Below are 23,339 nucleotides of genomic sequence, written 5' to 3'. Positions count from 1 at the left end.
GGGGCTGTCCCATGACAGAACGCAGCGCGACACTGGCTGAACTGGGGCTGACCGCCAAGGGCGGGGCAGAGGTCCGGGTGACCGGGCTTGCGGTGGACAGCCGGGCGGTGAAGCCCGGCTTTCTGTTCGCAGCCATGCCGGGCAGCCGGATGCATGGGGCGGAATTCGTGGAATATGCCCGCCGCATGGGCGCCGTCGCGGTGCTGACCGATGCCGAGGGCGCGCGCATCGCCGCACCCGTGCTGGAGGGCATGGCGCTGGTGGTGGTGGCCGATCCACGTCAGGCACTGGCGCTGGCGGCAGCGCTCTGGTTCGGGGCGCAGCCCGAAACCATGGTGGCCGTCACCGGGACCAACGGCAAGACCTCGGTCGCGACCTTCACCCGGCAGATCTGGATGGCGCTGGGCCATGCCGCCATCAATATCGGCACCACCGGGGTCGAAGGTGCCTGGGCCGCGCCCTCTGCCCATACCACGCCGGACCCGATCACCCTGCATGCCATGCTGGCGGCGGCGGCCGGGGCGGGCGTGACCCATGCCGCGATGGAGGCGTCGAGCCACGGGCTCGACCAGCATCGCATGGATGGTGTGCGGCTGAAGGCCGGGGGCTTCACCAATTTCACGCAGGACCATCTGGATTACCACGGTACCTTCGAGGCCTATTTCGCCGCAAAGGCGGGGCTTTTCGACCGGGTGCTGCCGCCCGACGCAACGGCGGTCATCAACATGGACGATCCGCGCGGCGCCGATATGGCGGCGATCGCCGAGGCCAAGGGCCAGCGGCTGCTGACCGTGGGGCATGACGCGGGCTGCGATCTTTGCATCGCAGGCCAGCGGTTCGATGCGACCGGGCAGGATGTGCGCTACCTCTGGCAGGGGCAGCCGCATCAGATCCGGCTTGATCTCATCGGCGGTTTCCAGGCCGAGAATGTGGCGTTGGCCGCCGGTCTTGCCATCGGCGCGGGCGAGGCGCCGGGCGATGTGTTCCGCGTGCTGCCGCAACTGACCGGCGTGCGCGGGCGGATGCAGCTTGCGGCGACGCGGGCCAATGGTGCCTCGGTCTTTGTCGATTACGCCCATACGCCCGATGCGCTGGCGACTGCGCTGAAGGCGCTGCGCCCGCATGTCATGGGTCGGCTGATCGTGGTTTTCGGCGCCGGTGGTGACCGTGACCGGGGCAAGCGCCCGCTGATGGGCGCTGCGGCGCGCGAGGCGGCGGATGTTCTGTTTGTGACAGACGACAACCCCAGAAGCGAGGAGCCGGCGGCTATTCGTGCAGCAATTCTGCAAGCCTGCCCCGAGGCCAACGAAGTCGGCGACCGGGCCGAGGCCATCTTGCGGGGCGTCGATGCCCTGCAACCGGGGGACGCGCTGCTGATCGCCGGCAAGGGGCATGAAACGGGGCAGGTCATCAAGGGCGACGTCTATCCCTTCGACGATGTGGAACAGGCGTCGATTGCCGTCGCCGCGCTGGACGGGATGATCTGATGGCCGCGCTCTGGACCTCTGCCGATGCCATCGCCGCCACCGGCGGCACCTCGCCCTGCGACTGGGCGGCGAATGGCGTTTCCATCGACACCCGCAGCCTGCGACCGGGCGATCTGTTCGTGGCGCTGAAGGATGTGCGCGACGGCCATGATTTCGTGGCGCAGGCTTTGGCGCAGGGCGCCGCCGCCGCGCTGGTCAGCCGTATTCCCGAGGGGGTTTCGCCGGAGGCGCCGCTGCTGCTGGTTCCCGATGTTCTGAAGGGGCTGGAGGCGCTGGGCCGTGCCGCCCGTGCGCGGACGGCGGCGAAGGTCGTGGGTGTCACCGGCTCGGTCGGCAAGACCTCGACGAAAGAGATGCTGCGCGCCACGCTGACCGGGCAGGGGCATGTGCATGCCGCCGAGGCCAGCTACAACAACCATTGGGGCGTGCCGCTGACGCTGGCGCGGATGCCTGCCGATACCGATTTCGCCATCATCGAAATCGGCATGAACCACCCCGGCGAAATCGCACCGCTGGCGCGCATGGCCGATCTGGACGTGGCCGTCATCACCACAGTCGCGCCCGCCCACCTGTTCGCCTTCGACGGGCTTGAAGGAATCGCGCAGGAAAAGGCCGCGATCCTTGACGGGCTGCGCCCCGGCGGTATCGCGATCCTGCCTGCGGGGCTGGACGTATCGGACATCCTGCTGGCGAAAGCCACCGAAACCGGCGCCCGTGCCGTCACCTTCGCGGCAACCGGCGCCGACTGGCAGATTGACCGCGCCGACTGGGGCGCGGAGGCCAGCGCCGTGCAGGCCATCACCCCCGCCGGACCGCGCCTGTTCCGCGTGCAGTCGCCAGGCCGCCATTTTGCCGTCAACGCGCTCGCCGTTCTGGCTTCGGCCGAGGCGCTGGGCGCCGATCCCGCGCTTTCGGCGCAGGGGCTTGGCCGCTGGTCGCCCCCGGCAGGCCGGGGTCAGCGCGAGCGGATCACCACCGATCCGGTCGCCGATGAAGGGTTCGAGCTGATCGACGACGCCTTCAACGCCAACCCGGCCTCGATGGCCGCCAGCCTTGACGTGCTGTCGATCCTGCGCCCCGAGGATAACGTGGGCCGCATCCGTCAGGGCCGTCGCATCGCCATTCTGGGCGACATGCTGGAGCTTGGCCCGACCGAACTGGCGCTTCACGCCGAAATCGCCCACCACCCAGCGTTTGCCAGCCTTGCCATTGTGCATTGCGTCGGCCCGCGCATGAAGGCGCTGCATGAGGCTCTGCCGCAAGGCCGACGCGGCGAATGGGTGGAAACGGCGGCCGAGCTGCTGCCGCGCCTGCGCGCGCTGGTCGATGCCGGTGACATCGTGCTGGTGAAGGGATCAAAGGGCATCAAGGTCAGCCTGCTGGTCGAGGCGCTGCGCAAACTGGGGCAGGCCCGCCCCCAAGACGACAAGGGAACAGAGTAATGCTGTATCTTCTCACCGAGTTTTCGGACGGGGGCGACGTGTTCAACCTGTTCCGCTACATCACTTTCCGCGCGGGGGCAGCCTTTGCCACCGCGCTGATCTTCGGATTCCTGTTCGGCAGACCGCTCATCAACCTTTTGCGCCGCAAGCAGGGCAAGGGCCAGCCGATCCGCGACGACGGCCCGGCCTCGCATTTCTCCAAGGCGGGCACGCCGACCATGGGGGGCTTGCTGATCCTGTCGGCGCTGATGGTTTCGACCCTGCTTTGGGCGCGGCTCGACAACCCCTATGTCTGGATCGTGCTGCTGGTGACGCTGGGCTTCGGGCTGATCGGCTTTGCCGACGATTATGCCAAGGTCACCAAACAGAACACCAAGGGCGTCTCGGGCCGGGTGCGCATGGCGCTGGGCCTGCTGATTGCCGCGCTCGCCGCCTATGCCGCCGCGCGCTTCCATCCCGAAGCACTGACCAATCAGCTTGCCTTGCCGCTGTTCAAGGACGCGCTTCTGAACCTCGGCTGGTTCTTCGTGCCCTTTGGCATGATCGTCATCGTCGGCGCCGCCAATGCGGTGAACCTGACTGACGGGCTGGACGGCCTTGCCATCATGCCGGTGATGATCGCGGGCGGCACGCTTGGGGTGATCGCCTATGTCGTCGGCAACTTCAACTTCACCGAATATCTGGGCGTGCATTTCGTGCCGGGCACCGGGGAACTCTTGATCTTCTCGGCTGCACTGATTGGCGGCGGGCTGGGCTTCCTGTGGTATAACGCGCCCCCGGCGGCGGTGTTCATGGGCGATACCGGCAGCCTTGCGCTGGGTGGCGCGCTGGGCGCGATCGCGGTCTGCACCAAGCACGAGATCGTGCTGGCCATCGTCGGTGGGCTTTTTGTGGTCGAGGCGCTGAGCGTCATCATCCAGGTGCTTTACTTCAAGCGCACCGGGCGGCGGGTGTTCCTCATGGCGCCGATCCACCACCATTTCGAAAAGAAGGGCTGGGCCGAGCCGCAGATCGTGATCCGCTTCTGGATCATCTCGCTGATCCTTGCGCTGATTGGCCTGGCCACGCTGAAGGTGCGCTGATCCGGTGGCGGGTGCGCGGCGGCGCGAGGCCGAGCTTTACCCCGCGCTGAAAGCCTGGCTGGAAGGGCAGGGCTATGCGGTGAAGGCCGAGGTCGGCCACTGCGACATCCTCGCCCGTCGGGGCGAGGAGGCGCCGGTGGTGGTGGAGATGAAGACCAGCTTCACTTTGCCTCTGGTGCTGCAAGGCGTGCGGCGGCTCAGCCTTTTTGACACCGTCTACCTCGCTGTGCCTGCGCCCGGCCCGCGTGGCTGGCCCGCGCGCTACCGCGACATCCTTGCCCTCTGCCGCCGTCTCGGTCTTGGCCTGCTGGCGGTAGAGGAAAGCGGCAAGGTGCAGGCCCATCTCGACCCCGGCCCTTACCGCCCGCGGCCGCAGAAGCAACGGGCCGGAAGGCTCCTGCGCGAGTTCGACCGGCGGGTGGGTGACCCCAATACCGGCGGCACGCCCGGTGGCGCGCGCATGACCGCCTATCGGCAGGATGCGCTGCGCCTTGCCCGCGCGCTGGCGACCGGCCCCGCCGCGCCGAAAACACTGGCCTCCGCTACCGGTGTTGCCTGCGCGGGCGAGATGCTGCGGGCCGATCACTACGGCTGGTTCGAACGCGCCGCGCGCGGGATCTATGCGCTGACCCCGAAGGGCTGCGCCGCGCTGGAAGATCACGCAGGGGCGCTGGCGGAGCTGTAGCAAGGTCAGGGGCGCTGCCCCTCCGGGCCTGCGGCCCGTTCACCCCGGGATATTTATTGCCAAGATGAACGCCCTTGCCATTCATCTTGGTCCAAATATCCCGGGGGGGGCGCCAAAGGCGCGGGGGCAGAGCCCCCTTACGACAGCAGCGCTTGGACCTGAGCGGTGAAATCCTCGCCGCGTTTTTCGAAGTTCGGATACTGGTCAAAGCTGGCGGCAGCGGGGGCAAGCAGCACCACATCGCCCGGCTCGGCTTCCTCTGCTGCGCGGGCTACGGCGCGCGCCATCGTCTCGCAGATTTCGTGCGGGGTGCTGCCGATCTGAAGCGCGAAGTCGCGGGCGGAATGGCCGATGAGATAGGCTTTCACCACCGAGCCGAGGAAGGGCTCCAGCGCGGTGATGCCACCATCCTTGCCCATGCCACCGGCGATCCAGCGGATCTTTGGAAAGGCTTGCAGCGCCTTGGCGGCACTGTCGACATTGGTGGCCTTGCTGTCATTCACGAAGCGGACGCCATTCCTTTCGCCGACCAGCTGGCTGCGATGCGGCAGGCCGCCGAAGGATTGCAGCGCCTGTTCAATCAGCTTGGGTGCCAGCCCCAGCGCGCGGCAGGCGGCATAGGCGGCGCAGGCATTCTGGTGGTTGTGGGCACCGGGCAGCCCCGAAATCTCACGCAGGTCGATGGAGGCCATCTGCTTGCCGCGCCGCCATTCGGCAAGGAAACCCTTGCGGGCAAAGACCGACCAGCCAAAGCCTTCGAGCTTCGTGCCGGAGGAGACGCGGATCACCCGGTCGTCTTCTGGTCCCTGCGCCATCTGGTTGGCGAGGAAGCGCCCCTCGGTCTCATCCACGCCGACGATGCAGCGATCCGGGCCGCCCTCGGCGAACAGCCGGCGCTTGGCCGCGAAATAGCCGCCCATGCCGTTGTGGCGGTCCAGATGATCGGGCGAGAGGTTGGTGAACACCGCCACATCGGGCGTCAGGGCGCGAGCGAGGTCGGTCTGGTAGCTGGACAGTTCCAGCACGATGACCTCGCCATCCTGCGGCGGGTCGATATCCAGCACACCGCGGCCGATATTGCCCGCCATCTGTGTTGGCCGCCCGGCGACTTGCAGGATATGGTGGATCAGTGCCGTGGTGGTGGATTTGCCGTTCGATCCGGTGACGCAGATCACCCGGGGGGCGGTGTCGAACTTCGCCCAGTCGGCGGCACCGAGGCTTTGGAAGAACAGGCCGATGTCATTATCGACCGGCACACCAAGGTCGAGCGCGCGGGCGATCACCTTGTTGGGCTGCGGATACAGATGCGGGATGCCGGGCGAGGTGATCAGACAGGCCACGCCGTCAAAGGCGCCCTGTTTCATCAGATCGGTGCAGGCAAAGCCCTCGGCCTCGGCCTTGGCCCGCGCTTCCGGGCTGTCGTCCCACAGCAGGGGTTCGGCCCCGCCTGCCTTCAGCGCACGCGCCGTGGCGAGGCCCGAACGTCCCAGCCCCAGAACTGCCACCTTGCGCCCTGCATATCCCTGAACCGGAATCATCCCGCCCCCCGCCGTCATTTCGGCGCGCAGAATGGGCGACGGGGGCGGCGCCTGCAAGCGGTGGAATTTCCGGGCGGGCCCGTGTTTTTTCCGGCACCCGCGCACGGTAGCGTGATGCCTCGGGCGCCGAACCTGCCATGCAATTCCACTGGCCTTGCGGGCGGAATCCCGTTAGGCTGATCCTCAAGCCGGGCAAACCGGCAGCTTTAGGCAAGCAGGCAAATCAGGCGGTTCCCATGACTGAGATGGTCTATGGTTCGATGCCCGTACGGGTCACCGAGCCGGTTCTCCCCCGTTGGTGGCGGACGCTCGACAAATGGACATTGGCGGCGGTGTTGATCCTGTTCGGCATCGGCATCCTGCTGGGACTGGCGGCCTCGGTTCCGCTGGCGACGCGCAACGGGCTGGATCCGTTCCATTATGTGCAGCGGCAGGCGTTCTTTGGTGCGCTGGCGCTGGTGGCCATGCTGGGCACTTCGATGCTGCCGCCCGAGATGGTGCGGCGTCTGGGAATCGTTGGTTTTGCATTGTCCTTCGTGGCGCTTGCGTTGCTGCCGGTCTTCGGGACCGATTTCGGCAAGGGCGCGGTGCGCTGGTTCTCGCTGGGCTTCGCCTCGTTCCAGCCTTCCGAATTTCTGAAACCCGGTTTCATCATCGTGACCGCTTGGCTGATGGCGGCCAGTCAGGAACTGAATGGCCCGCCGGGCAAGAGCATTTCCTTCGTCATCACCCTTGCCGTGGTAGGCTTTCTGGCGACGCAGCCCGATTTCGGGCAATCCATGCTGGTGCTGTTCGGCTGGGGCGTGGTCTATTTCGTTGCAGGTGCTCCCTTCCTGCTGATTTCTGTCGTTCTGGCGCTGATCGCGGGCGGCGGGGTTGTGGCCTATGGTGCCTCGGAACACTTCGCGCGTCGGATTGACGGGTTCCTCGCCGCCGACATCGACCCGCGCTCGCAGCTTGGCTATGCGACCAATGCCATTCAGGAAGGCGGCTTCTTCGGCGTGGGCGTCGGTGGCGGTCAAGTGAAATGGACGCTGCCCGACGCGCATACCGATTTCATCATTGCGGTGGCGGCCGAGGAATATGGCCTGCTGCTGGTGCTGTGCATCCTTGCGCTTTATGGCACGGTTGTCGTGCGGTCGATGTTCCGCCTGATGAAAGAGCGCGACCCCTTCGTGCGGCTGGCCGGTGCCGGGCTGGCTTGCATCTTCGGTGTGCAAGCGATGATCAACATGGGTGTGGCGGTGCGTCTGCTACCCGCCAAGGGAATGACGCTGCCTTTCGTCAGCTACGGGGGATCGTCGGTTATCGCGGCGGGCATCACTGTCGGCATGTTGCTGGCGCTGACCCGGACCCGGCCGCAGAACGAGCTGCACGACCTGCTGTTCCGTCGGGGGCGCTGAGATGACAGCGCAGGCACCACTTCTGCTGATCGCGGCCGGGGGGACCGGGGGTCATATGTTCCCGGCGCAGGCCCTGGCCGAGGCGATGATCGCGCGGGGCTGGCGGGTGAAACTGTCAACCGATGCGCGCGGTGCCCGCTATGCCGGGGGCTTCCCGACCAAGGTGGTGGTGGAACAGGTGGCCTCGGCCACCTTCGCCCGTGGCGGGGTCGCGGCGAAAGCGCTGGTGCCCTTCCGCATCGCGGCGGGCGTGGGCTCGGCGGTGCTGGCGCTGCTGCGCGACCGGCCCGAGGTCGTGGTGGGCTTCGGTGGCTATCCGTCGATCCCGGCGCTGGCCGCTGCGACCCTGCTGCGGCTGCCGCGGATGATCCACGAACAGAATGGCGTGCTGGGGCGGGTCAATCAGGTCTTTGCCCGCCGTGTGAACCTTGTCGCCTGCGGCACTTGGCCCACGGCCCTGCCCGACGGGGTCGAGGGCATCCATACCGGCAATCCGGTGCGGCAGGCGGTGCTGGATCGCGCCGGCGCCCCCTACATTCCGCCCGGTGACTATCCGATGAGCCTTGTGGCCATCGGTGGCAGTCAGGGCGCGCGTATCCTGTCGGATGTGGTGCCCGCCGCCATCGCGGCACTGCCCGAAGAAGTGCGCCGCAACCTGCGTGTCGCCCATCAGGCGCGCGCGGAGGATATGGATCGGGTGGCGGCAGCCTATGCAGAAGCCGGGATCATGGCCGAGGTCGAACCCTTCTTCGCCGACATCCCGCGCCGCCTGTCCGAGGCGCAGCTTGTGGTGTCGCGCTCGGGGGCTTCGTCCATCGCCGATATTTCGGTGATCGGGCGCCCGGCGATCCTGATCCCCTTCGCGGCGGCCACCGCAGACCACCAGACCGCCAATGCGCGGGGGCTGGTTTCGGCCGAGGCCGCCATCCTGATCCCCGAATCCGCCCTTGACCCCGCCACCCTGACCGCGCAAATGGCCGCCGTGCTGACGCAGCCGCAGGCGGCCGGGCGTATGGCCGCCAATGCCCTTGCGCAGGGCCGACCCGATGCCACCGAACGGCTGGTCGACCTGGTTCTGCGCCTTGCCCGGAAAGAGTGACCCATGAACGCGACCAAACTGCCCCTTGAACTGGGGCCCATCCACTTTGTCGGCATCGGCGGCATCGGCATGTCGGGTATTGCCGAGGTTCTGATGACGCTGGGCTATCGCGTGCAGGGGTCGGATGCAAAGGCCTCGAAGATCACCGACCGGCTGGTCAGCCTTGGCGCGCGTTTCTTCGAAGGCCAGCGGGCCGAGAACATCGGCGATGAGGTCGGCGTCGTGGTGATCTCTTCCGCCATCAAGAAGGGCAACCCGGAACTGGAGGAAGCCCGTCGCCGCAAACTGCCGGTGGTGCGCCGTGCCGAGATGCTGGCCGAGCTGATGCGGATGCGGTCAAACATCGCCGTTGCGGGCACGCATGGCAAGACCACGACCACGACCATGGTGGCGACGCTTCTGGACAAGGGCGGGTTTGATCCGACCGTCATCAATGGCGGCGTGATTCACGCCTATGGCTCCAACGCCCGCGCCGGCGCCGGGGAATGGATGGTGGTCGAGGCCGATGAAAGCGACGGCAGCTTCAACCGCCTGCCCGCGACCATTGCCATCGTCACCAATATCGACCCCGAACATATGGAGCACTGGGGCAGCTTCGATGCGCTGCGCAAGGGCTTCCTCGACTTCGTGTCGAACATCCCCTTCTATGGTCTGGCTGTCTGCTGCACCGATCACCCCGAGGTGCAGGCGCTGGTTGGCCGTGTCACCGACCGCCGGGTGGTGACCTTTGGCTTCAACGCGCAGGCGGATGTGCGCGCGGTGAACCTGACGTTCGAAAATGGCATAGCCCACTTCGACATCCTGCTACAGAATGAAGGCGAAGGTTCGAAAATCGAAGGCTGCACCCTGCCGATGCCGGGCGATCACAACGTCTCGAATGCGCTTTCGGCGGTCGCCGTGGCCCGCCATCTGGGCATGAAGAAGGAAGAAATCCGCGACGCGCTGGCCAATTTCGCCGGTGTGAACCGCCGTTTTACCCGCGTGGGCGAGGTGAACGGGGTGACCATCATCGACGACTACGGCCACCATCCCGTCGAGATCGCCGCGGTGCTGCGCGCCGCGCGTCAGGCCACCAAGGGCCGCGTGATCGCGGTGCATCAGCCGCATCGCTATACCCGTCTGTCGTCGCTGTTCGACGATTTCTGTACCTGTTTCAACGAGGCCGATGTGGTGGCGATTGCCGAGGTCTACGCGGCGGGGGAAGACCCGATTCCGGGCGCCAGTCGTGATGATCTGGTTTCCGGTCTCATAGCTCATGGTCACCGCCATGCCCGCGCGCTGATCGACGAGGCCGATCTGGCGCGGCTGGTGCGGGAACAGGCACGGCCGGGCGACATGGTGGTCTGTCTTGGTGCGGGCACCATTTCGACCTGGGCCAATGCTCTGCCGACACGTCTGGCGGAGCACGCGGCATGAGCGTTTCGCTGGCCCTTGCCTGTGTCTGGGTGCTGCTGGCCTCGGCCGTGGCCATGGGGCCGCGCCGGTTTCACTGGCCTGCCGCATTGATACTTGCGGCCAGTGGCATTCCGCTTCTGGGCTGGGTCACCTGGGAGAACGGCGCCTATTGGGGCCTTGGCTGCCTGATCGGTGGCGCCTCGATCCTGCGCTGGCCGCTGATCCATGTGGCGCGCCGCCTTGCCGGTCGTGCGACGCCCTAAACGAGTTCCTTCACCGCCTCCATCGCCACATAGGTCGAGGTCGCCGCGACATGGGGCAGGGCGCTGATGCGTTCGGCCAGAACGCGGCGGTAATCCTGAATATCCGCCGTCCGCACCTTTAGCAGATAGTCGAAGCGCGAGGCGATCATGTGGCATTGTTCCACCTCGGGGATCAGCCGCACCGCCTTGTTGAAGGCTTGCAGCGCCAGTTCGCGCGTATCCGACAGCCGCACTTCGACGAAGGCGACATGGGCAAGGCCCATGGCGATCGGGTCCAGCATGGCGCGGTAGCCCGCGATCACCCCGCCTTCCTCCAGCCGTTTCAGCCGCGTTTGCGTCGGGCTTTTCGACAGGCCGATACGGCGGGCAAGCTCGGTCGCGGTGATCCGGCCTTCCGCCGCCAGAACCCGCAGAATCGCCTTGTCGTAGGAATCCAGCTCCATCCGCGCGTTTGACATCGAAAGACCTTTCATCTTCGGGCGATCCGCCTGCATGTCGCCATATCATCGGGAAAATCGCCTGCGCAATCCACTGTATTCTTCCGGGAACTGACAGCGGATTTCCACGAGGTTTCCCCATATGCCGCGCGACATGGCCGATAGCTGGAGCATCATCGACACACAAAGCCTGCGCGACGAGGCGGCGCTCTTGCGCAGCCTGATCGCCGAGGCGGGACTGTCCCCCGAAGATCGCGCGCGCATCACTGCCGCCGGGGCTGATCTGGTGCGCCGCATCCGCGCCAGCGTGAAACCGGGGCTGATGGAGGTGTTTCTGGCTGAATATGGCCTGTCCACCGACGAGGGCATCGCGCTGATGTGTTTGGCCGAGGCGCTGCTGCGCGTGCCGGATGCCGAAACGATGGATGCGCTGATCGAGGACAAGATCGCGCCGTCGGACTGGGGCCGCCATCTGGGCCATTCCGCATCGAGCCTCGTCAATGCCTCGACCTGGGCGCTGATGCTGACCGGCAAAGTTCTGGACGACCGCGAGCCGGGCGTGGTGGGCCATCTGCGCGCCGCGATGAAGCGACTGGGCGAGCCGGTGATCCGCACCGCGGTGGGGCGCGCGATGAAAGAGATGGGCCGGCAATTCGTGCTGGGCGAAACCATCGAAGCCGCGATGAAGCGCGCGCGTGAACTGGAGGCCAAGGGCTATACCTACAGCTATGACATGCTGGGCGAGGCCGCGCGCACCGAGGCCGATGCCCGCCGTTACCACCTGTCCTACTCCAAGGCGATCACCGCCATCGCCGCCGCCGCGACGACCGGCGATATCCGCAGCAACCCCGGCATCTCGGTCAAGCTGTCGGCGCTGCATCCGCGTTACGAGGTGGCGAAGCGCGAGCGGGTGATGGAAGAGCTGGTGCCGCGCGTCCGTGCGCTGGCGGGGCTGGCGAAATCGGCGGGCCTTGGCTTCAACATCGACGCGGAAGAGGCTGACCGGCTTGCCCTTTCTCTGCAAGTGATCGAGGAAGTGCTGAAAGACCCGGCGCTGCGCGGCTGGGACGGGTTCGGCGTGGTGGTGCAGGCCTACGGGCGTCGCGCCGGTGCGGTGATCGACTGGCTTTATGCGCTGGCCACGAAGCTTGATCGCCGCATCATGGTGCGGCTGGTGAAGGGCGCCTATTGGGATGCCGAGGTGAAGCGCGCGCAGGTCATGGGTCTGGACAGCTTCCCCGTCTTTACCCGCAAGCAGGCGACCGACGTCAGTTACATCTCCAACGCGCGCAAGCTTCTGGGCATGACCGATCGCATTTATCCGCAATTCGCCACCCATAACGCGCATACTGTGGCGGCGATCCTCGACATGGCGACCGATCCGCGCGCCTTCGAGTTCCAGCGCCTGCATGGCATGGGCGAGCGGCTGCATGATCTGGTGCTGACCGACCGGGGCACCCGCTGCCGCATTTATGCTCCGGTGGGCGCGCATCGTGATCTTCTGGCCTATCTGGTGCGGCGCCTGCTGGAAAACGGCGCCAATTCGTCCTTCGTGAACCAGATCGTGAACGAGGATGTCAGCCCTGAAACCGTGGCGGCCTGCCCGCTCAGTTTCATGGAAACAGTCGATCCGGTTGCCAATCCGGCGATCACCACCGGGCCGCGGCTGTTTGGCGCGCGGCAGAACTCCAAAGGTTGGGATCTGACCGATACCGCGCATCTGGCGGCGATCGAAGCGGCACGTGCACCGCATCTGACGGCGATCTTCGATGCCCGGCCGCGCATTGCCGGGCCGGTGGCGGGTGGGCAGCGGCTGGATGTGGTGAACCCGGCGACGGGGGAGCATGTCGGCAATCTGATCCCCGCCGCGCAGCCGGATGCCGAAATGGCGCTGGCCGGTGCGCGCATCTGGGACGCCGCCGCGCCCGAACGGGCCGAGGTGCTGCGCCGCGCTGCTGACCTGTATGAGGCCGAGTTTGGCGCCATCTTCGCCCTTCTGGCGCGCGAGGCAGGCAAGAGCCTGCCCGACGCCGTGGCCGAACTGCGTGAGGCGGTGGATTTCCTGCGCTATTACGCCGATCAGGGGCAGGCACTGACAGCCGCGCCGCGCGGGGTCTTCACCTGTATCAGCCCTTGGAACTTCCCGCTGGCCATCTTCACCGGCCAGATCGCCGCCGCGCTGGTGGCCGGGAATGCCGTGCTGGCGAAACCGGCGGAACAGACGCCGCTGATCGCCACGCTGGCGGTGGATCTGCTGCACAAGGCCGGTGTGCCGCAAACCGCGCTGCAACTGTTGCCGGGCGACGGGCGGGTGGGCGCCATGCTGACCTCGGACCCGCGTGTCAACGGCGTGGCCTTCACCGGCTCGACCGAAACCGCGCTGATCATCCGCCGCGCCATGGCCGCCAATCTGGACCCCGCAGCGCCGCTGATCGCGGAAACCGGCGGGCTGAACGCGATGATCGTCGATTCCACCGCCCTGCCGGAACAGGCGGTGCGCGACATCCTCGCGTCCTCCTTCCAGTCGGCCGGGCAACGCTGTTCGGCCTTGCGCTGCCTTTATGTGCAGGAGGATGTGGCTGAAAATCTGCTGGAGATGCTGTCCGGCGCGATGGATGAGTTGCGGCCCGGCAACCCCTGGCATCTGGCAACCGATGTTGGCCCGGTGATTGACGCCGAGGCGCGCGATGCCATTGCCGCCTATGTCGATGCGGCGCGGGCCGAGGGGCGGGTGCTGAAGGAAATGACCGTGCCGAACGCGGGCACCTTCATCGCCCCGGCGGTGATCCGCGTTTCTGGCATCGAACAGATGGAACGTGAGATCTTTGGCCCGATCCTGCACGTCGCCACCTTCCGCGCCGCCGATCTGGACAAGGTGATCGGCGCGGTGAATGCCACCGGCTATGGCCTGACCTTCGGCCTGCACACCCGTATCGACGACCGGGTGCAGCGCGTGGTGGACCGGCTGCATGTCGGCAACATCTACGTCAACCGCAACCAGATCGGTGCCGTGGTCGGCAGCCAGCCTTTCGGGGGCGAAGGGCTGTCGGGCACCGGGCCGAAGGCGGGCGGGCCGGACTATCTGGCCCGTTTCACCGCGCAACCCGCGCCGGTGGTGGAACCGGGCGCTGCTGGCACCGCGACCGAGGCCGAGGTGAGCCGCGCGCTGAAGGCCGCGGCGGGCGTGGGCGAGGTGATGCAGGTGCATGACCTGCCGGGGCCGACCGGCGAAAGCAACCGCCTTTCGGCGCATCGCCGCGCGCCGCTGCTGTGCATGGGCCCCGGCACCGCCGCCGCGCTGGCGCAGGCCGAGGCGGTGCGCCGTCTGGGCGGCACGGCGGTGGAGGCGGCGGGGCTTGACCCGCAGGCGCTGAGCCGGCTCGACGGGTTCTCGGGCGTGCTGTGCTGGGGCGAGGGCGCGCGCGCCTGCGCCGAGGCGCTGGCCACCCGCAAGGGCCCGATCCTGCCGCTGATTGGCGGCCTGCCCGACACCGCCCATGTGGCGCTGGAACGCCACGTCTGCATCGACACCACCGCCTCGGGCGGCAATGCGCAACTGCTGGCCGAGGTCTCCGGCGCCTGACCCGAAATCCCGCCGATACCCGATCCGGGCGCCCCTGTGGCGCCCGGTCACCTTTCGTAGCGATACATTTCGCTCGACCTGTCCAGATGGCGGCGCATGGCATTCACTGCGCCCTCCGGGCCTTTCTGGCCGATCAGGGGCGGATTTCTTCATGCTCCGCCAGGGTTTTGTGCTCGTTTTCAGGCCCACGCAGCAGCGCGGCATTGATGCCGAGACGGTTGGGGTCACAAAGAGGTAACGGTCCCCCCGTCCGACATCTTCCGCGCTGTTTTTGAAGACTTGGCATTCTTGCAGGCATTGTCGGTCAAAGTCATGTTGGTATCGTCTCGCCGCCCGATACCAGCAATCGTATGGACGTATAGGGGCAAATGAAAAAGATCATCTATCAAAAATGCCTTGTTTTCATGCGTCTAAGCCGATGTGTCGGGCGGCTCTGGACGCATGAAAAAGGCGAATGGTAGGCCCGGAGGGACTCGAACCCCCAACCAAGGCGTTATGAGCGCCCTGCTCTGACCATTGAGCTACAGGCCCGGCCGATCTTGCGTTTAGCACAAGGGGGCAGGGGGTCAAGTCTGCGGGCGGGGGCTGTTTCCTCTGGTCCCGCTGGCCGCCTTGCGGTAAGCGCAGGGCCGGATGAATCGCCGTGACGAGGGGCCCGCCATGACCACGCAGAAGAACGGACTGACCTATGCCGACGCCGGTGTGGACATCGACGCGGGCAATGCGCTGGTGGAACGCATCAAACCGGCGGCGAAGCGCACCAACCGTTCGGGCACCGTTTCGGGGCTGGGCGGCTTTGGTGCGTTGTTCGATCTGAAGGCGGCGGGCTACAACGACCCGATCCTTGTTGGCGCCACCGATGGCGTGGGCACCAAGCTGCGCATTGCCATCGACACCGGCAATGTCGATACGATCGGGATCGACCTCGTGGCGATGTGTGTCAACGATCTGGTCTGCCAAGGCGCCGAGCCGCTGTTCTTCCTTGATTACTTTGCCACCGGCAAGCTGGACGTGGATCAGGCCGCCCGCATCGTCGAGGGCATTGCAGAGGGCTGCGTTCAGTCGGGCTGCGCGCTGATCGGCGGCGAGACGGCCGAAATGCCGGGCATGTATCACAAGGGCGATTTCGACCTTGCCGGTTTCGCGGTCGGCGCGATGGAACGCGGCGAGGATCTGCCGAAGGCTGTGGCCGAGGGCGACGTGCTGCTGGGGCTGGGTTCCAACGGGGTTCATTCCAACGGCTACAGCTTCGTGCGCAAGGTGGTGGAACTGTCGGGTCTTGGTTGGGATGCCGCCTCGCCCTTCAGCGAGGGCACTCTGGGCGCGGCCCTGCTGGCGCCGACGCGGCTTTATGTGAAACAGTCGCTGAAGGCGGTGCGGGCGGGCGGCGTGCATGCGCTGGCCCATATCACTGGCGGCGGCCTGACCGAGAACCCGCCCCGCGTGCTGCCCGAGGGGCTGGCCTGCGAGATCGACCTTGGTGCATGGACCCTGCCGCCGGTGTTCCGCTGGCTGGCGGAAACCGCGGGGATGAGCGAGCCGGAGCTGCTCAAGACCTTCAACTGCGGCATCGGCATGATGCTGGCGGTCGCCGCCGACCGCGCGGACGAAATCGAGGCACTGCTGCGCACCGAGGGCGAGACGGTCTGCCGCATGGGCCGCGTGGTGGCGGGCGAGGGCGTGATCTACAAGGGCCGCCTGCTGTGAAGCGCGTCGCCATCCTGATTTCCGGGGGTGGCTCCAACATGGTGGCGCTGGTCAATTCGATGACCGGCGATCACCCGGCGCGCGCGGTTCTGGTCGCGTCGAACGATCCGGGCGCGGGTGGGCTGGCGAAAGCGGCAGCGTCCGGGATTACGATGGCGGCGGTGGATCACCGCCCCTTCGGCAGGGACCGCGCGGGCTTCGAGGCCGAACTTCTGAAACATATCGAGGCGGCGGAGCCGGATATCTTGTGCCTCGCGGGCTTCATGCGGGTGCTGACCCCGGCTTTTGTTAGCCGGTTCGAAGGGCGGATGCTGAACATCCACCCCTCGCTCCTGCCGAAATATCCCGGCCTGCACACCCATCAGCGCGCGATTGACGCGGGCGATGCGGAGGCGGGCTGCACGGTGCATGAGGTGACGGCGGTGCTGGATGACGGCCCGATCCTTGGTCAGGCGCGGGTGCCGGTGTTGGCGGGCGACAGCGCCGATGACCTTGCGGCGCGGGTGCTGGTGCAGGAACACCGGCTTTATCCGGCAGTGCTGCGCCGCTATTCCAGCGGTGACCGGACGCCGATCTTCCTGCCCTGATCCTTAGCGCGCCACGATGCGCGGCGGGCCGTCGGTGATGGTGCCGATGCGCTGCGCCGGGCTTCCGGCCGCGTGCATCGCCTGAACCACCGCCTCTGCCCGATCCTCAGGCACGGTTGCCAGAAACCCGCCTGAAGTCTGCGGATCGAACAGAAGCGCTGTTTCCGGCCGGTTTGCAGGCGCGTTCAGCCGCCCGACCAGCAGCGCGCGGTTCGATGGTGCCAGCGTCGAGGCCACGCCTACGGCCGCCAGAGCCTTCGCGCCGGGCAGCAGAGGCAGGGCATCCAGCACCAGTTCGGCACCAGTGCCCGAGGCCTCGCAGATCTCCAGCAGATGCCCGGCAAGGCCGAATCCTGTCACATCTGTCAGCGCCCGCGCCTCGGTTGCCAGCAGCTTTGCCGCTGCCAAAGGCGCGGTGGTCATCGAGACCAGAGCCGCCGCATAAGCCTCGCCCAGCAGACCGCCTGACAGGCGGGTGCCCGCCATCTCGGCCGCCAGAATGGTGCCGGTGCCTAAGGGTTTGGTCAGCAGGATCGCGTCACCCGGTTGCGCGCCGCCCTTGCGACGTATTTGCGTGGCTTCGCCGGTGACGGTGAAGCCCAGCGTCAGTTCCGCGCCGATGCTGGTATGCCCGCCGATGATGGTCGCCCCCGCCTCGGCGAAGGCGGCGCCGGCCATGGCCATGATCTCGGCCAGCATTTCCGCCTGAAGCCGGTCTGACAGGCGAGGCAGGGTGATCTGCGCCAGTGCCGCGCGCGGGGTGGCGCCCATGGCCCAGACATCGCCCATCGCATGCAGCGCGGTGATGCGGGCCATGATGCCGGGATCGAGGCTGAAGGCGCGCAGATGATCGGTAGTCAGCACCTCGAACCCCGTGCCGCGCCGGATCACCGCCGCATCGTCGCCGGGGCCGGTGAGGATGTCGGGGTCGGTCGCGCCGGGCAGCCGCGCCAGTGCCCTCGCCAGCGTGCCCGCCCCCACCTTCGCCCCACAGCCCCCACACAGGGGTTTCGGTCCCAGCGCCTCGGCCAGACCGGCGGCGGCGGGTTGCGGCAGGGCTGGCTGCGGCATCGCAGGGTAGGCCGCGAATTTCGCCATGAAGGCGCGGTCGATCCGGTCTTTCCAGCGCCAAAGCAGCGGATGCGACAGCCGCAGCCCGAATTTGTCGGCCACCGCGTTCCGCCGCCCGGTCGAGACCAGCTTCAGGTAATCGCGTTGCGGCTGATAGGGGCGCATTGTGCCGGTTTCTGCCAGAGCCACGCGCAGGTTATGCAGCAGCACCGGCGCTTCGCGCACCGCGAAGACCCCGGCTTTGGGGCGGGGCGCATGGGACAGATGCGCGCAATCCCCTGCGGCAAAGATCGCAGGGTCCGAACTTTGCAGCGTCGGGCCGACGGTGATGAAGCCCTCGTGCAGATCCAGCCCGGTTTCCGCAAGCCAGCCCTGCGGCCGCGACCCGGCGACGGAAAGCGTGAAATCCGAGGGTAGCTGGCGCCCGTCGGTCAGCGTCACGCTGTCCACCCCGATCCGCGCAGGCGTAGCGCCGGTCAGCAGCGTCACACCCTCGCGCGTCAGTTCTGCCAGCAGGGCGGCACGCGCACCTGCGCCGATATGGGGAAGGGCGGTTGCCTCGCGCTCCAGCAGCGTGACCTGTGGGGTTGTGCCAGCACCGCGCAGCCGATGCGCCGAGGCCAGCGCCAGTTCGACCCCGCCGACCCCGGCGCCCACGATCACCACGCGCGGGGCGGGCAGGGCGCGGGCGACGAAGGACTCCCACGCCTCGGCATAGGCACCCAAAGGCTTGGCAGAAACGCCATGCGCGGCATAGCCCGGAAGCTCGGGCAGGCCCGAGCCAATGCCGATGTCGACCGAGGCGATGTCATAGGCGATCGGCCCGCGCCCCTCCAGCAGCACATGGCGGCTGGTGCGGTCGATCCCCACAGCCCGGTCAAGGATCACCCTTGCCCCGGCAAAACGTGCCAGAGGCACAAGGTCGATCATGATTTCGTCGCGCCGGTAATGCCCGGCGATCAGGCCGGGCAGCATGCCGGTATAGGGCGCCACCGGGCCGGGGTTGATCACGGTCAGCCGTGCGCCGGGAAGCGGCCGCATCCCCCACATCCGCAGCACCAGCGCATGCGCATGGCCGCCGCCCACCAACACCAGATCCTTTGTTTGCGGTAAACCCTGCATCCTGCCCCCGTCGCGCCTGCCGCAGCCTATCTGCCTCCAAGGGCCATGGCGAGAGGCGCGGCTGCGACATCTTGGGTCGCAGGCGGGGATGACCAGTCCCCGTGCGGCGGCTATCGGAAAGAGACGGAACAGGAACGGCGAGACATGAAATATCTTCTGGGCGTGGATACGGGCGGCACCTACACCGATGCGGCGATCATGGACGAGGCAGCGACGCAGGTGGTGGGCAAGGCGAAATCGCTGACCACGCGCGGCGACCTCAGCCTCGGGATTGGACGCGCCGTCGATGCGGCACTGGCGGTGGCGCAGGTCGCACCCGCCGATGTGGCGATGGTGTCGCTGTCCACGACGCTCGCCACCAATGCGCTGGTTGAAGGGCAGGGCGGCCGCGTCGCGCTGGTGTTCATCGGTTTCGATACCGCCGATCTTGAACGCGGCGGGCTGACCGAGGCTTTGGGCGGCGATCCGGTGATCCGTCTGGCGGGCGGGCATGAACATTCCGGTGCCGAATCCGCACCGCTGGATCTTGCCACGCTGGAGGCTGAAGCCGCGCGGCTCGCCCCCGATGTCATGGGCTTTGCCGTGGCCGCGCGTTTTGCCACCCGCAACCCGGCACATGAGGTCGCGGCGCGTGCCGCGATCCGGGCGGCGACCGGGCGGCCGGTGACCTGCTCGCACGAGCTTTCGGCCGGGCTGAACGGCCCGAAACGCGCGCTGACCGCCGTTCTGAATGCGCGGCTGATCGGGATGATCGACCGGCTGGTCGCGGCCTGCGAGCGGCATCTGGCCGCCGTGGGCATCGACGCGCCGCTGATGGTGGTGCGCGGCGACGGGGCGCTGATTTCCGCCGCGATGGTGCGGGAGCGTCCTATTGAAACCATCCTCTCCGGCCCCGCCGCCAGCATCGTCGGCGCGCGCTGGCTGACGGGCGAGCCTGATGCGCTGGTCTCCGATATCGGTGGCACCACCACTGATGTAGCTCTGCTGAAAGACGGGTTGCCCGAGATCGACCCCGAAGGCGCCCGCGTCGGCGGCTTTCGCACCATGGTCGAGGCCGTGGCGATGCGCACCACCGGCCTTGGTGGCGATTCAGAGGTGCATCTGCTGCAAGCAGGGCTTGAGGGCGGGTTGCGGCTTGGCCCCCGGCGGCTGGTGCCCGTCTCGCTTCTGGCTGTCGATCATGCGGAGATGGTGCATGCGGCACTGGACCGCGCGCTGTCGGCTGAGGTGTCGGGCGATTTCGACGGGCGTTTCGTCATCCCGATGCAGGGCCAGACCGGCGGGCTGACCGCGCGGGAGGCCGCGCTGCTTGCGCGGATTGACGTGCCGATGCCGATGGCCCGCCCCATAACCTCGCGGCTGGAGGTGGCGGCGATGGACCGGCTTGTCGCGCGCGGGCTGGTGATGATTTCCGGCGTCACCCCTTCGGATGCCAGTCACGTTCTGGGCGGTCTGGCCGACTGGGATGCCGCAGCCGCCGAAAAGGCGCTGCGCCTGCTGGGACGGCGGCGGACAGGCCGGGGCGAGCGTTTCGCCACCGATCCTGCGGTTCTGGCGCGGATGATCGTCGATCAATTGACCGCGCAGACCATTGATTGCCTGCTGGAGGCCGCCTTCGCCGAAGACCCGGCTTTCGCAGGTGAGGCGCCCGAGGTGCTTGCCCGTCACCTGCTGACCCGGCAAGGGCTGGTGCGGCATCGCGGCGTGGTCGATCTGGGGCTGCGGCTGGCGGTGCCGGTGATCGGCCTCGGCGCCTCGGCGCCCTTTTATTACGGCGCGGTCGGGGATCGGCTGGGCAGCCGGATGATCCTGCCGGAACATGCCGGGGTTGCCAATGCCATTGGCGCCGTGGTCGGCCAGGTCAGCCAGCGCGCCACCGGCCTTGTCACCAGCCCCGGAGAAGGGCGCTTCATTGCCCATCTGCCCGCCGGCAACGTGCTGTTTTCCAGTGCTGATTCCGCCATGGCCGCGCTGGAGACCGCACTTGCCGACGAGGCGCGCAGCCGCGCCGCCCGTGCCGGTGCCGAGGACGTGCATATCGCCACCCACCGCGATATCCGCGAGGCCGAGGTGGAGGGCAACCGCATGTTTCTGGAAGCCACGCTCAGTGTCACCGCCTCGGGGCGGCCGCGCGTGGCGCATGGCTGAAGCGGCAGGTGAGAAAAGTTGCGATTCCCGCTTGACCTCCCCGCCGCGCTTCACTAGGAACCGCGCCAGTGGCTAGGTAGCTCAGTTGGTTAGAGCACACGACTCATAATCGTGGGGTCGGGGGTTCAAATCCCCCCCTCGCCACCACTCAATCAAGAAATGATAACATGCGGTTGGGTGGTTTGCGCTGCTGGGTGCAGTATACCGTTCCACCAGTCATTCGTGTTCTGGCGGTTTTCTCGGACAAAAGGCGGGCAGTCTTTCGGCGATGCCATGCCATGCAATGCATTACGAAGGTCTCGCCTGCCTTGAGGCCCCGAAAACCGCCCACCTTCAGCACCCGGCAGGCCGTGGTGTCGTTGGGATATGATGTCGAACGAGGCCGAGCGTGGCGCGCATCCGGCAGATATGAGGGACGCGAGTGCGCTTTGGCTATCGGTGTGTCCACACTCGGCCGGCTGTACCGAAAGGTCGGCTATCCGCAGACCGTGTCGGCCGATCAGGTCGCAAGCTCGTCCCGCGCGACATGGACTTCCGGGCTTATCGGCGCGGCGTGGTTCTGGATTACTCGCACCCCGGAAAGCCCACCTGTAACGCCTTCATCGAAGCGTGCAATGGTCGGTTCCGGACGGAATGGTTGAACCGGCACGGATTCATGGCCCTTGCGGATGGCACCGAAAGGCGGGAGGCTTGGCGCAGATGCCACATCGAGGAACGGCCACGCGGTGCGACCGAGAACAAGGTTCCGATCATGCTGACGCAATCGGGGGCGCCACCAGCCCGTCACCCTGAGCGAAGCCGGAACCCTGCTTCTTGACGGCTCGACATTGGCGGGCGGATCAGCTTGGACGGACTTTACAAAGTATGGATGAGGTTCAGGGGCTCAGGTCATCACCCCAGAAAGAAAATTCGTTCACCTTACCATCGAAACTGCTTGTCTCTCGGATACCCAGAAAATATACGGGGCGACGGAGACGTGGCCGAGTGGTCGAAGGCACACCCCTGCTAAGGGTGCAGGCCCGGAAGGGTCTCGAGGGTTCGAATCCCTTCGTCTCCGCCACCACCTCAAAATTTCCCTTGTTTTTATGGCCATTGGCCATATTGTCGTGTCTCGAATTGTGGTTCAAAATGTGCATCGTTCTGGGTGTGGCGCAGGAGGCAGCGCGGCGGCTTTGGGTGCCGCAGGTCGCGGGTTCGATCCCCGCCGCCCAGACCACGGAATCACTGAGGTTTGACACTGAGTGAGGTTTGACAGATAATCTTGCAGTCAACCCGGAAGATCCCAACTGACCCCGGAAGACCTCGGATAGGTCAAGAAAAACATTGGTTTGCACTGATTACAGGCAGATTTCAGCGCCGAGGCGGGCTGTCATGCAGTAAGCCGTGAAAAGCCCCTTCAATAGGTGTTGAAAGCCGATAGACGGGATTGCGGACGCAATGTGCTGGAAGGCCGAACACCCAAGAAAACAAGGCGGAATCAAGGGACTTGGAAAGCAGACCGCCGATGAGCGCCGGTTCCGAACCTGCAAATCAGGCCGCAAGTTCGCTCCAGCAGTTGCATGTTCGATTAAGATGCTGAAAAATATATAAAACTTTTGGGCATGCCACCGTTTTGAACGGTCGAGAACCTGCAACGGATTTTACAGCCCTTTTCCGGTTCGAGATCTTGATAGGCACTGCCCGTTCGGCGCCGCTCAAGGTGCAGAGTCTGCGCATCTTGCACGGCAGGAACGGCCCAAAGCTGCCATCCAACCCGATTTTCGATGCTGCGGTCGCAGCCCTCATTGCTGCCATTCGCAGCAAGGGTCAAATTAGCGTCGTTCGATTCTCGGGGTTAGTAGGGCAAACAACCCATACTAACTGCGCTTCTTCTTGCGCCTGCCTTTTGCTTTCTCACGTCGCCGCTCGGCACGATTGAAGCCCGTGCTCTTGTTAGACGAGGGCTTCCTTGCCCGTACGCGCCTCAATGCTTCGACGACGGGTGGATTCTGGACATCGGAAGGGATTATGGGATCGTGATCAGGTTTTAGGACGATACAGTCAGGATCGTGCTCGCCGATCTCCCAGGCGCTCCTAACACTCAGGTGGCGTTTTCCTAGGCCAAACTCAGGCATGAATTTTCCATCCGACAGATCGCTCTTGGCGAAAATTGGCGCAAGAATGTAGGGTCAGGACCCATTGATCGTCAAAGCCAGAAGATGACGGTTGCAGCGAGGGCGACTGCTGACAGGAAGACCTTGGGGCATCTGTCATAGCGGGTGGCGACGCGGCGCCAGTCCTTGAGCCTGCC

General features: G+C 66.3%; 16 protein-coding genes, 4 tRNA genes and 1 pseudogene. 16 read left to right on the top strand and 5 right to left on the bottom strand.

Features of this window, described 5'->3' with window-relative positions:
* The first annotated feature begins 11 nt into the window (after positions 1–11).
* From D2N39_RS17160 to D2N39_RS17145, 4 genes are read left to right on the top strand one after another with little or no spacing between them, the layout of a single operon-like run.
* Positions 12–1,487 (top strand): UDP-N-acetylmuramoyl-L-alanyl-D-glutamate--2,6-diaminopimelate ligase, encoded by a 1,476-nt coding sequence (locus D2N39_RS17160; protein ID WP_119136004.1) that lies wholly within the window; start codon positions 12–14, stop codon positions 1,485–1,487.
* Positions 1,487–2,929, top strand: coding sequence for a UDP-N-acetylmuramoyl-tripeptide--D-alanyl-D-alanine ligase (locus D2N39_RS17155; protein WP_119136003.1), 1,443 nt, complete (start codon positions 1,487–1,489; stop codon positions 2,927–2,929). Before D2N39_RS17160 ends, D2N39_RS17155 begins: the two co-directional genes overlap by 1 nt.
* The gene (gene mraY / locus D2N39_RS17150) at positions 2,929–4,011 is read left to right on the top strand and encodes a phospho-N-acetylmuramoyl-pentapeptide-transferase (RefSeq protein WP_119136002.1); all 1,083 of its coding nucleotides are present in this window, start codon (positions 2,929–2,931) and stop codon (positions 4,009–4,011) included. The genes D2N39_RS17155 and mraY overlap by 1 nt, the downstream gene beginning before the upstream one ends.
* A 4-nt stretch (positions 4,012–4,015) precedes the next feature.
* Positions 4,016–4,696, top strand: a complete 681-nt coding sequence (locus D2N39_RS17145) for a DUF2161 family putative PD-(D/E)XK-type phosphodiesterase (protein WP_119136001.1) — start codon at positions 4,016–4,018, stop codon at positions 4,694–4,696.
* Between the two features lie 137 nt (positions 4,697–4,833).
* On the opposite strand, the gene murD is transcribed toward D2N39_RS17145, so the two are convergent.
* Positions 4,834–6,234: a UDP-N-acetylmuramoyl-L-alanine--D-glutamate ligase gene (gene murD, locus D2N39_RS17140; RefSeq protein ID WP_119136098.1), complete on the bottom strand. Its 1,401-nt coding sequence runs from the start codon at positions 6,232–6,234 to the stop codon at positions 4,834–4,836.
* Between the two features lie 236 nt (positions 6,235–6,470).
* Here murD and D2N39_RS17135 point away from each other — a divergent pair, with 236 nt between their 5' ends.
* From D2N39_RS17135 to D2N39_RS17120, 4 genes are read left to right on the top strand one after another with little or no spacing between them, the layout of a single operon-like run.
* On the top strand, positions 6,471–7,637 hold the full coding sequence (locus D2N39_RS17135; protein ID WP_119136000.1) for a peptidoglycan glycosyltransferase FtsW: 1,167 nt from the start codon (positions 6,471–6,473) through the stop codon (positions 7,635–7,637).
* A 1-nt stretch (position 7,638) separates the two neighbouring features.
* On the top strand, positions 7,639–8,736 hold the full coding sequence (locus tag D2N39_RS17130; RefSeq protein WP_119135999.1) for a UDP-N-acetylglucosamine--N-acetylmuramyl-(pentapeptide) pyrophosphoryl-undecaprenol N-acetylglucosamine transferase: 1,098 nt from the start codon (positions 7,639–7,641) through the stop codon (positions 8,734–8,736).
* 3 nt (positions 8,737–8,739) lie between these two features.
* The gene (murC, locus tag D2N39_RS17125; protein ID WP_119135998.1) at positions 8,740–10,152 is read left to right on the top strand and encodes a UDP-N-acetylmuramate--L-alanine ligase; all 1,413 of its coding nucleotides are present in this window, start codon (positions 8,740–8,742) and stop codon (positions 10,150–10,152) included.
* Entirely contained in the window at positions 10,149–10,394 is a 246-nt protein-coding gene (locus D2N39_RS17120; RefSeq protein WP_119135997.1) for a DUF2484 family protein, read from the top strand. Before murC ends, D2N39_RS17120 begins: the two co-directional genes overlap by 4 nt.
* On the opposite strand, the gene D2N39_RS17115 is transcribed toward D2N39_RS17120, so the two are convergent.
* On the bottom strand, positions 10,391–10,867 hold the full coding sequence (locus D2N39_RS17115; protein ID WP_233557240.1) for an Lrp/AsnC family transcriptional regulator: 477 nt from the start codon (positions 10,865–10,867) through the stop codon (positions 10,391–10,393). The two genes, D2N39_RS17120 and D2N39_RS17115, sit on opposite strands and share 4 nt — an antisense overlap.
* 106 nt (positions 10,868–10,973) lie before the next feature.
* Here D2N39_RS17115 and putA point away from each other — a divergent pair, with 106 nt between their 5' ends.
* Positions 10,974–14,414 (top strand): bifunctional proline dehydrogenase/L-glutamate gamma-semialdehyde dehydrogenase PutA, encoded by a 3,441-nt coding sequence (gene putA / locus D2N39_RS17110; protein WP_233557238.1) that lies wholly within the window; start codon positions 10,974–10,976, stop codon positions 14,412–14,414.
* 455 nt (positions 14,415–14,869) lie between these two features.
* Here the strand turns inward: putA and D2N39_RS17105 are convergent.
* Positions 14,870–14,945: transfer RNA gene (locus D2N39_RS17105), tRNA-Ile, on the bottom strand.
* Between the two features lie 129 nt (positions 14,946–15,074).
* Here D2N39_RS17105 and purM point away from each other — a divergent pair.
* Positions 15,075–16,121, top strand: a complete 1,047-nt coding sequence (gene purM / locus D2N39_RS17100) for a phosphoribosylformylglycinamidine cyclo-ligase (RefSeq protein WP_119136095.1) — start codon at positions 15,075–15,077, stop codon at positions 16,119–16,121.
* Positions 16,118–16,708, top strand: coding sequence for a phosphoribosylglycinamide formyltransferase (gene purN / locus D2N39_RS17095; protein WP_119135996.1), 591 nt, complete (start codon positions 16,118–16,120; stop codon positions 16,706–16,708). The genes purM and purN overlap by 4 nt, the downstream gene beginning before the upstream one ends.
* Before the next feature lie 3 nt (positions 16,709–16,711).
* On the opposite strand, the gene selD is transcribed toward purN, so the two are convergent.
* Positions 16,712–18,901, bottom strand: coding sequence for a selenide, water dikinase SelD (gene selD, locus D2N39_RS17090; protein ID WP_119135995.1), 2,190 nt, complete (start codon positions 18,899–18,901; stop codon positions 16,712–16,714).
* 144 nt (positions 18,902–19,045) lie between these two features.
* Between selD and D2N39_RS17085 the strand changes: the two genes are divergently transcribed.
* The 5 genes from D2N39_RS17085 (at position 19,046) to D2N39_RS17065 (ending at position 22,265) form a co-directional block, all read left to right on the top strand.
* Positions 19,046–21,049 (top strand): hydantoinase/oxoprolinase family protein, encoded by a 2,004-nt coding sequence (locus tag D2N39_RS17085; RefSeq protein ID WP_119135994.1) that lies wholly within the window; start codon positions 19,046–19,048, stop codon positions 21,047–21,049.
* 70 nt (positions 21,050–21,119) lie between these two features.
* Positions 21,120–21,196, top strand: a tRNA-Met gene (locus D2N39_RS17080).
* Positions 21,197–21,575: 379 nt separating this feature from the next.
* Positions 21,576–21,866, top strand: a complete 291-nt coding sequence (locus D2N39_RS23695; protein WP_119135993.1) for an integrase core domain-containing protein — start codon at positions 21,576–21,578, stop codon at positions 21,864–21,866.
* Positions 21,867–22,019: 153 nt separating this feature from the next.
* Positions 22,020–22,109, top strand: a tRNA-Ser gene (locus D2N39_RS17070).
* A gap of 80 nt (positions 22,110–22,189) precedes the next feature.
* Positions 22,190–22,265 (top strand) — tRNA-Pro (locus D2N39_RS17065).
* Between the two features lie 969 nt (positions 22,266–23,234).
* Here the strand turns inward: D2N39_RS17065 and D2N39_RS17060 are convergent.
* Positions 23,235–23,339, bottom strand: a pseudogene (locus D2N39_RS17060) (IS5/IS1182 family transposase); the annotation flags it as partial.

It is taken from the genome of Gemmobacter lutimaris (assembly GCF_003570715.1).
GTDB lineage: Bacteria > Pseudomonadota > Alphaproteobacteria > Rhodobacterales > Rhodobacteraceae > Gemmobacter > Gemmobacter lutimaris.
Note: the sequence above shows the minus strand (reverse complement) of the source record. Positions and strands in the feature narration are given on the sequence as shown.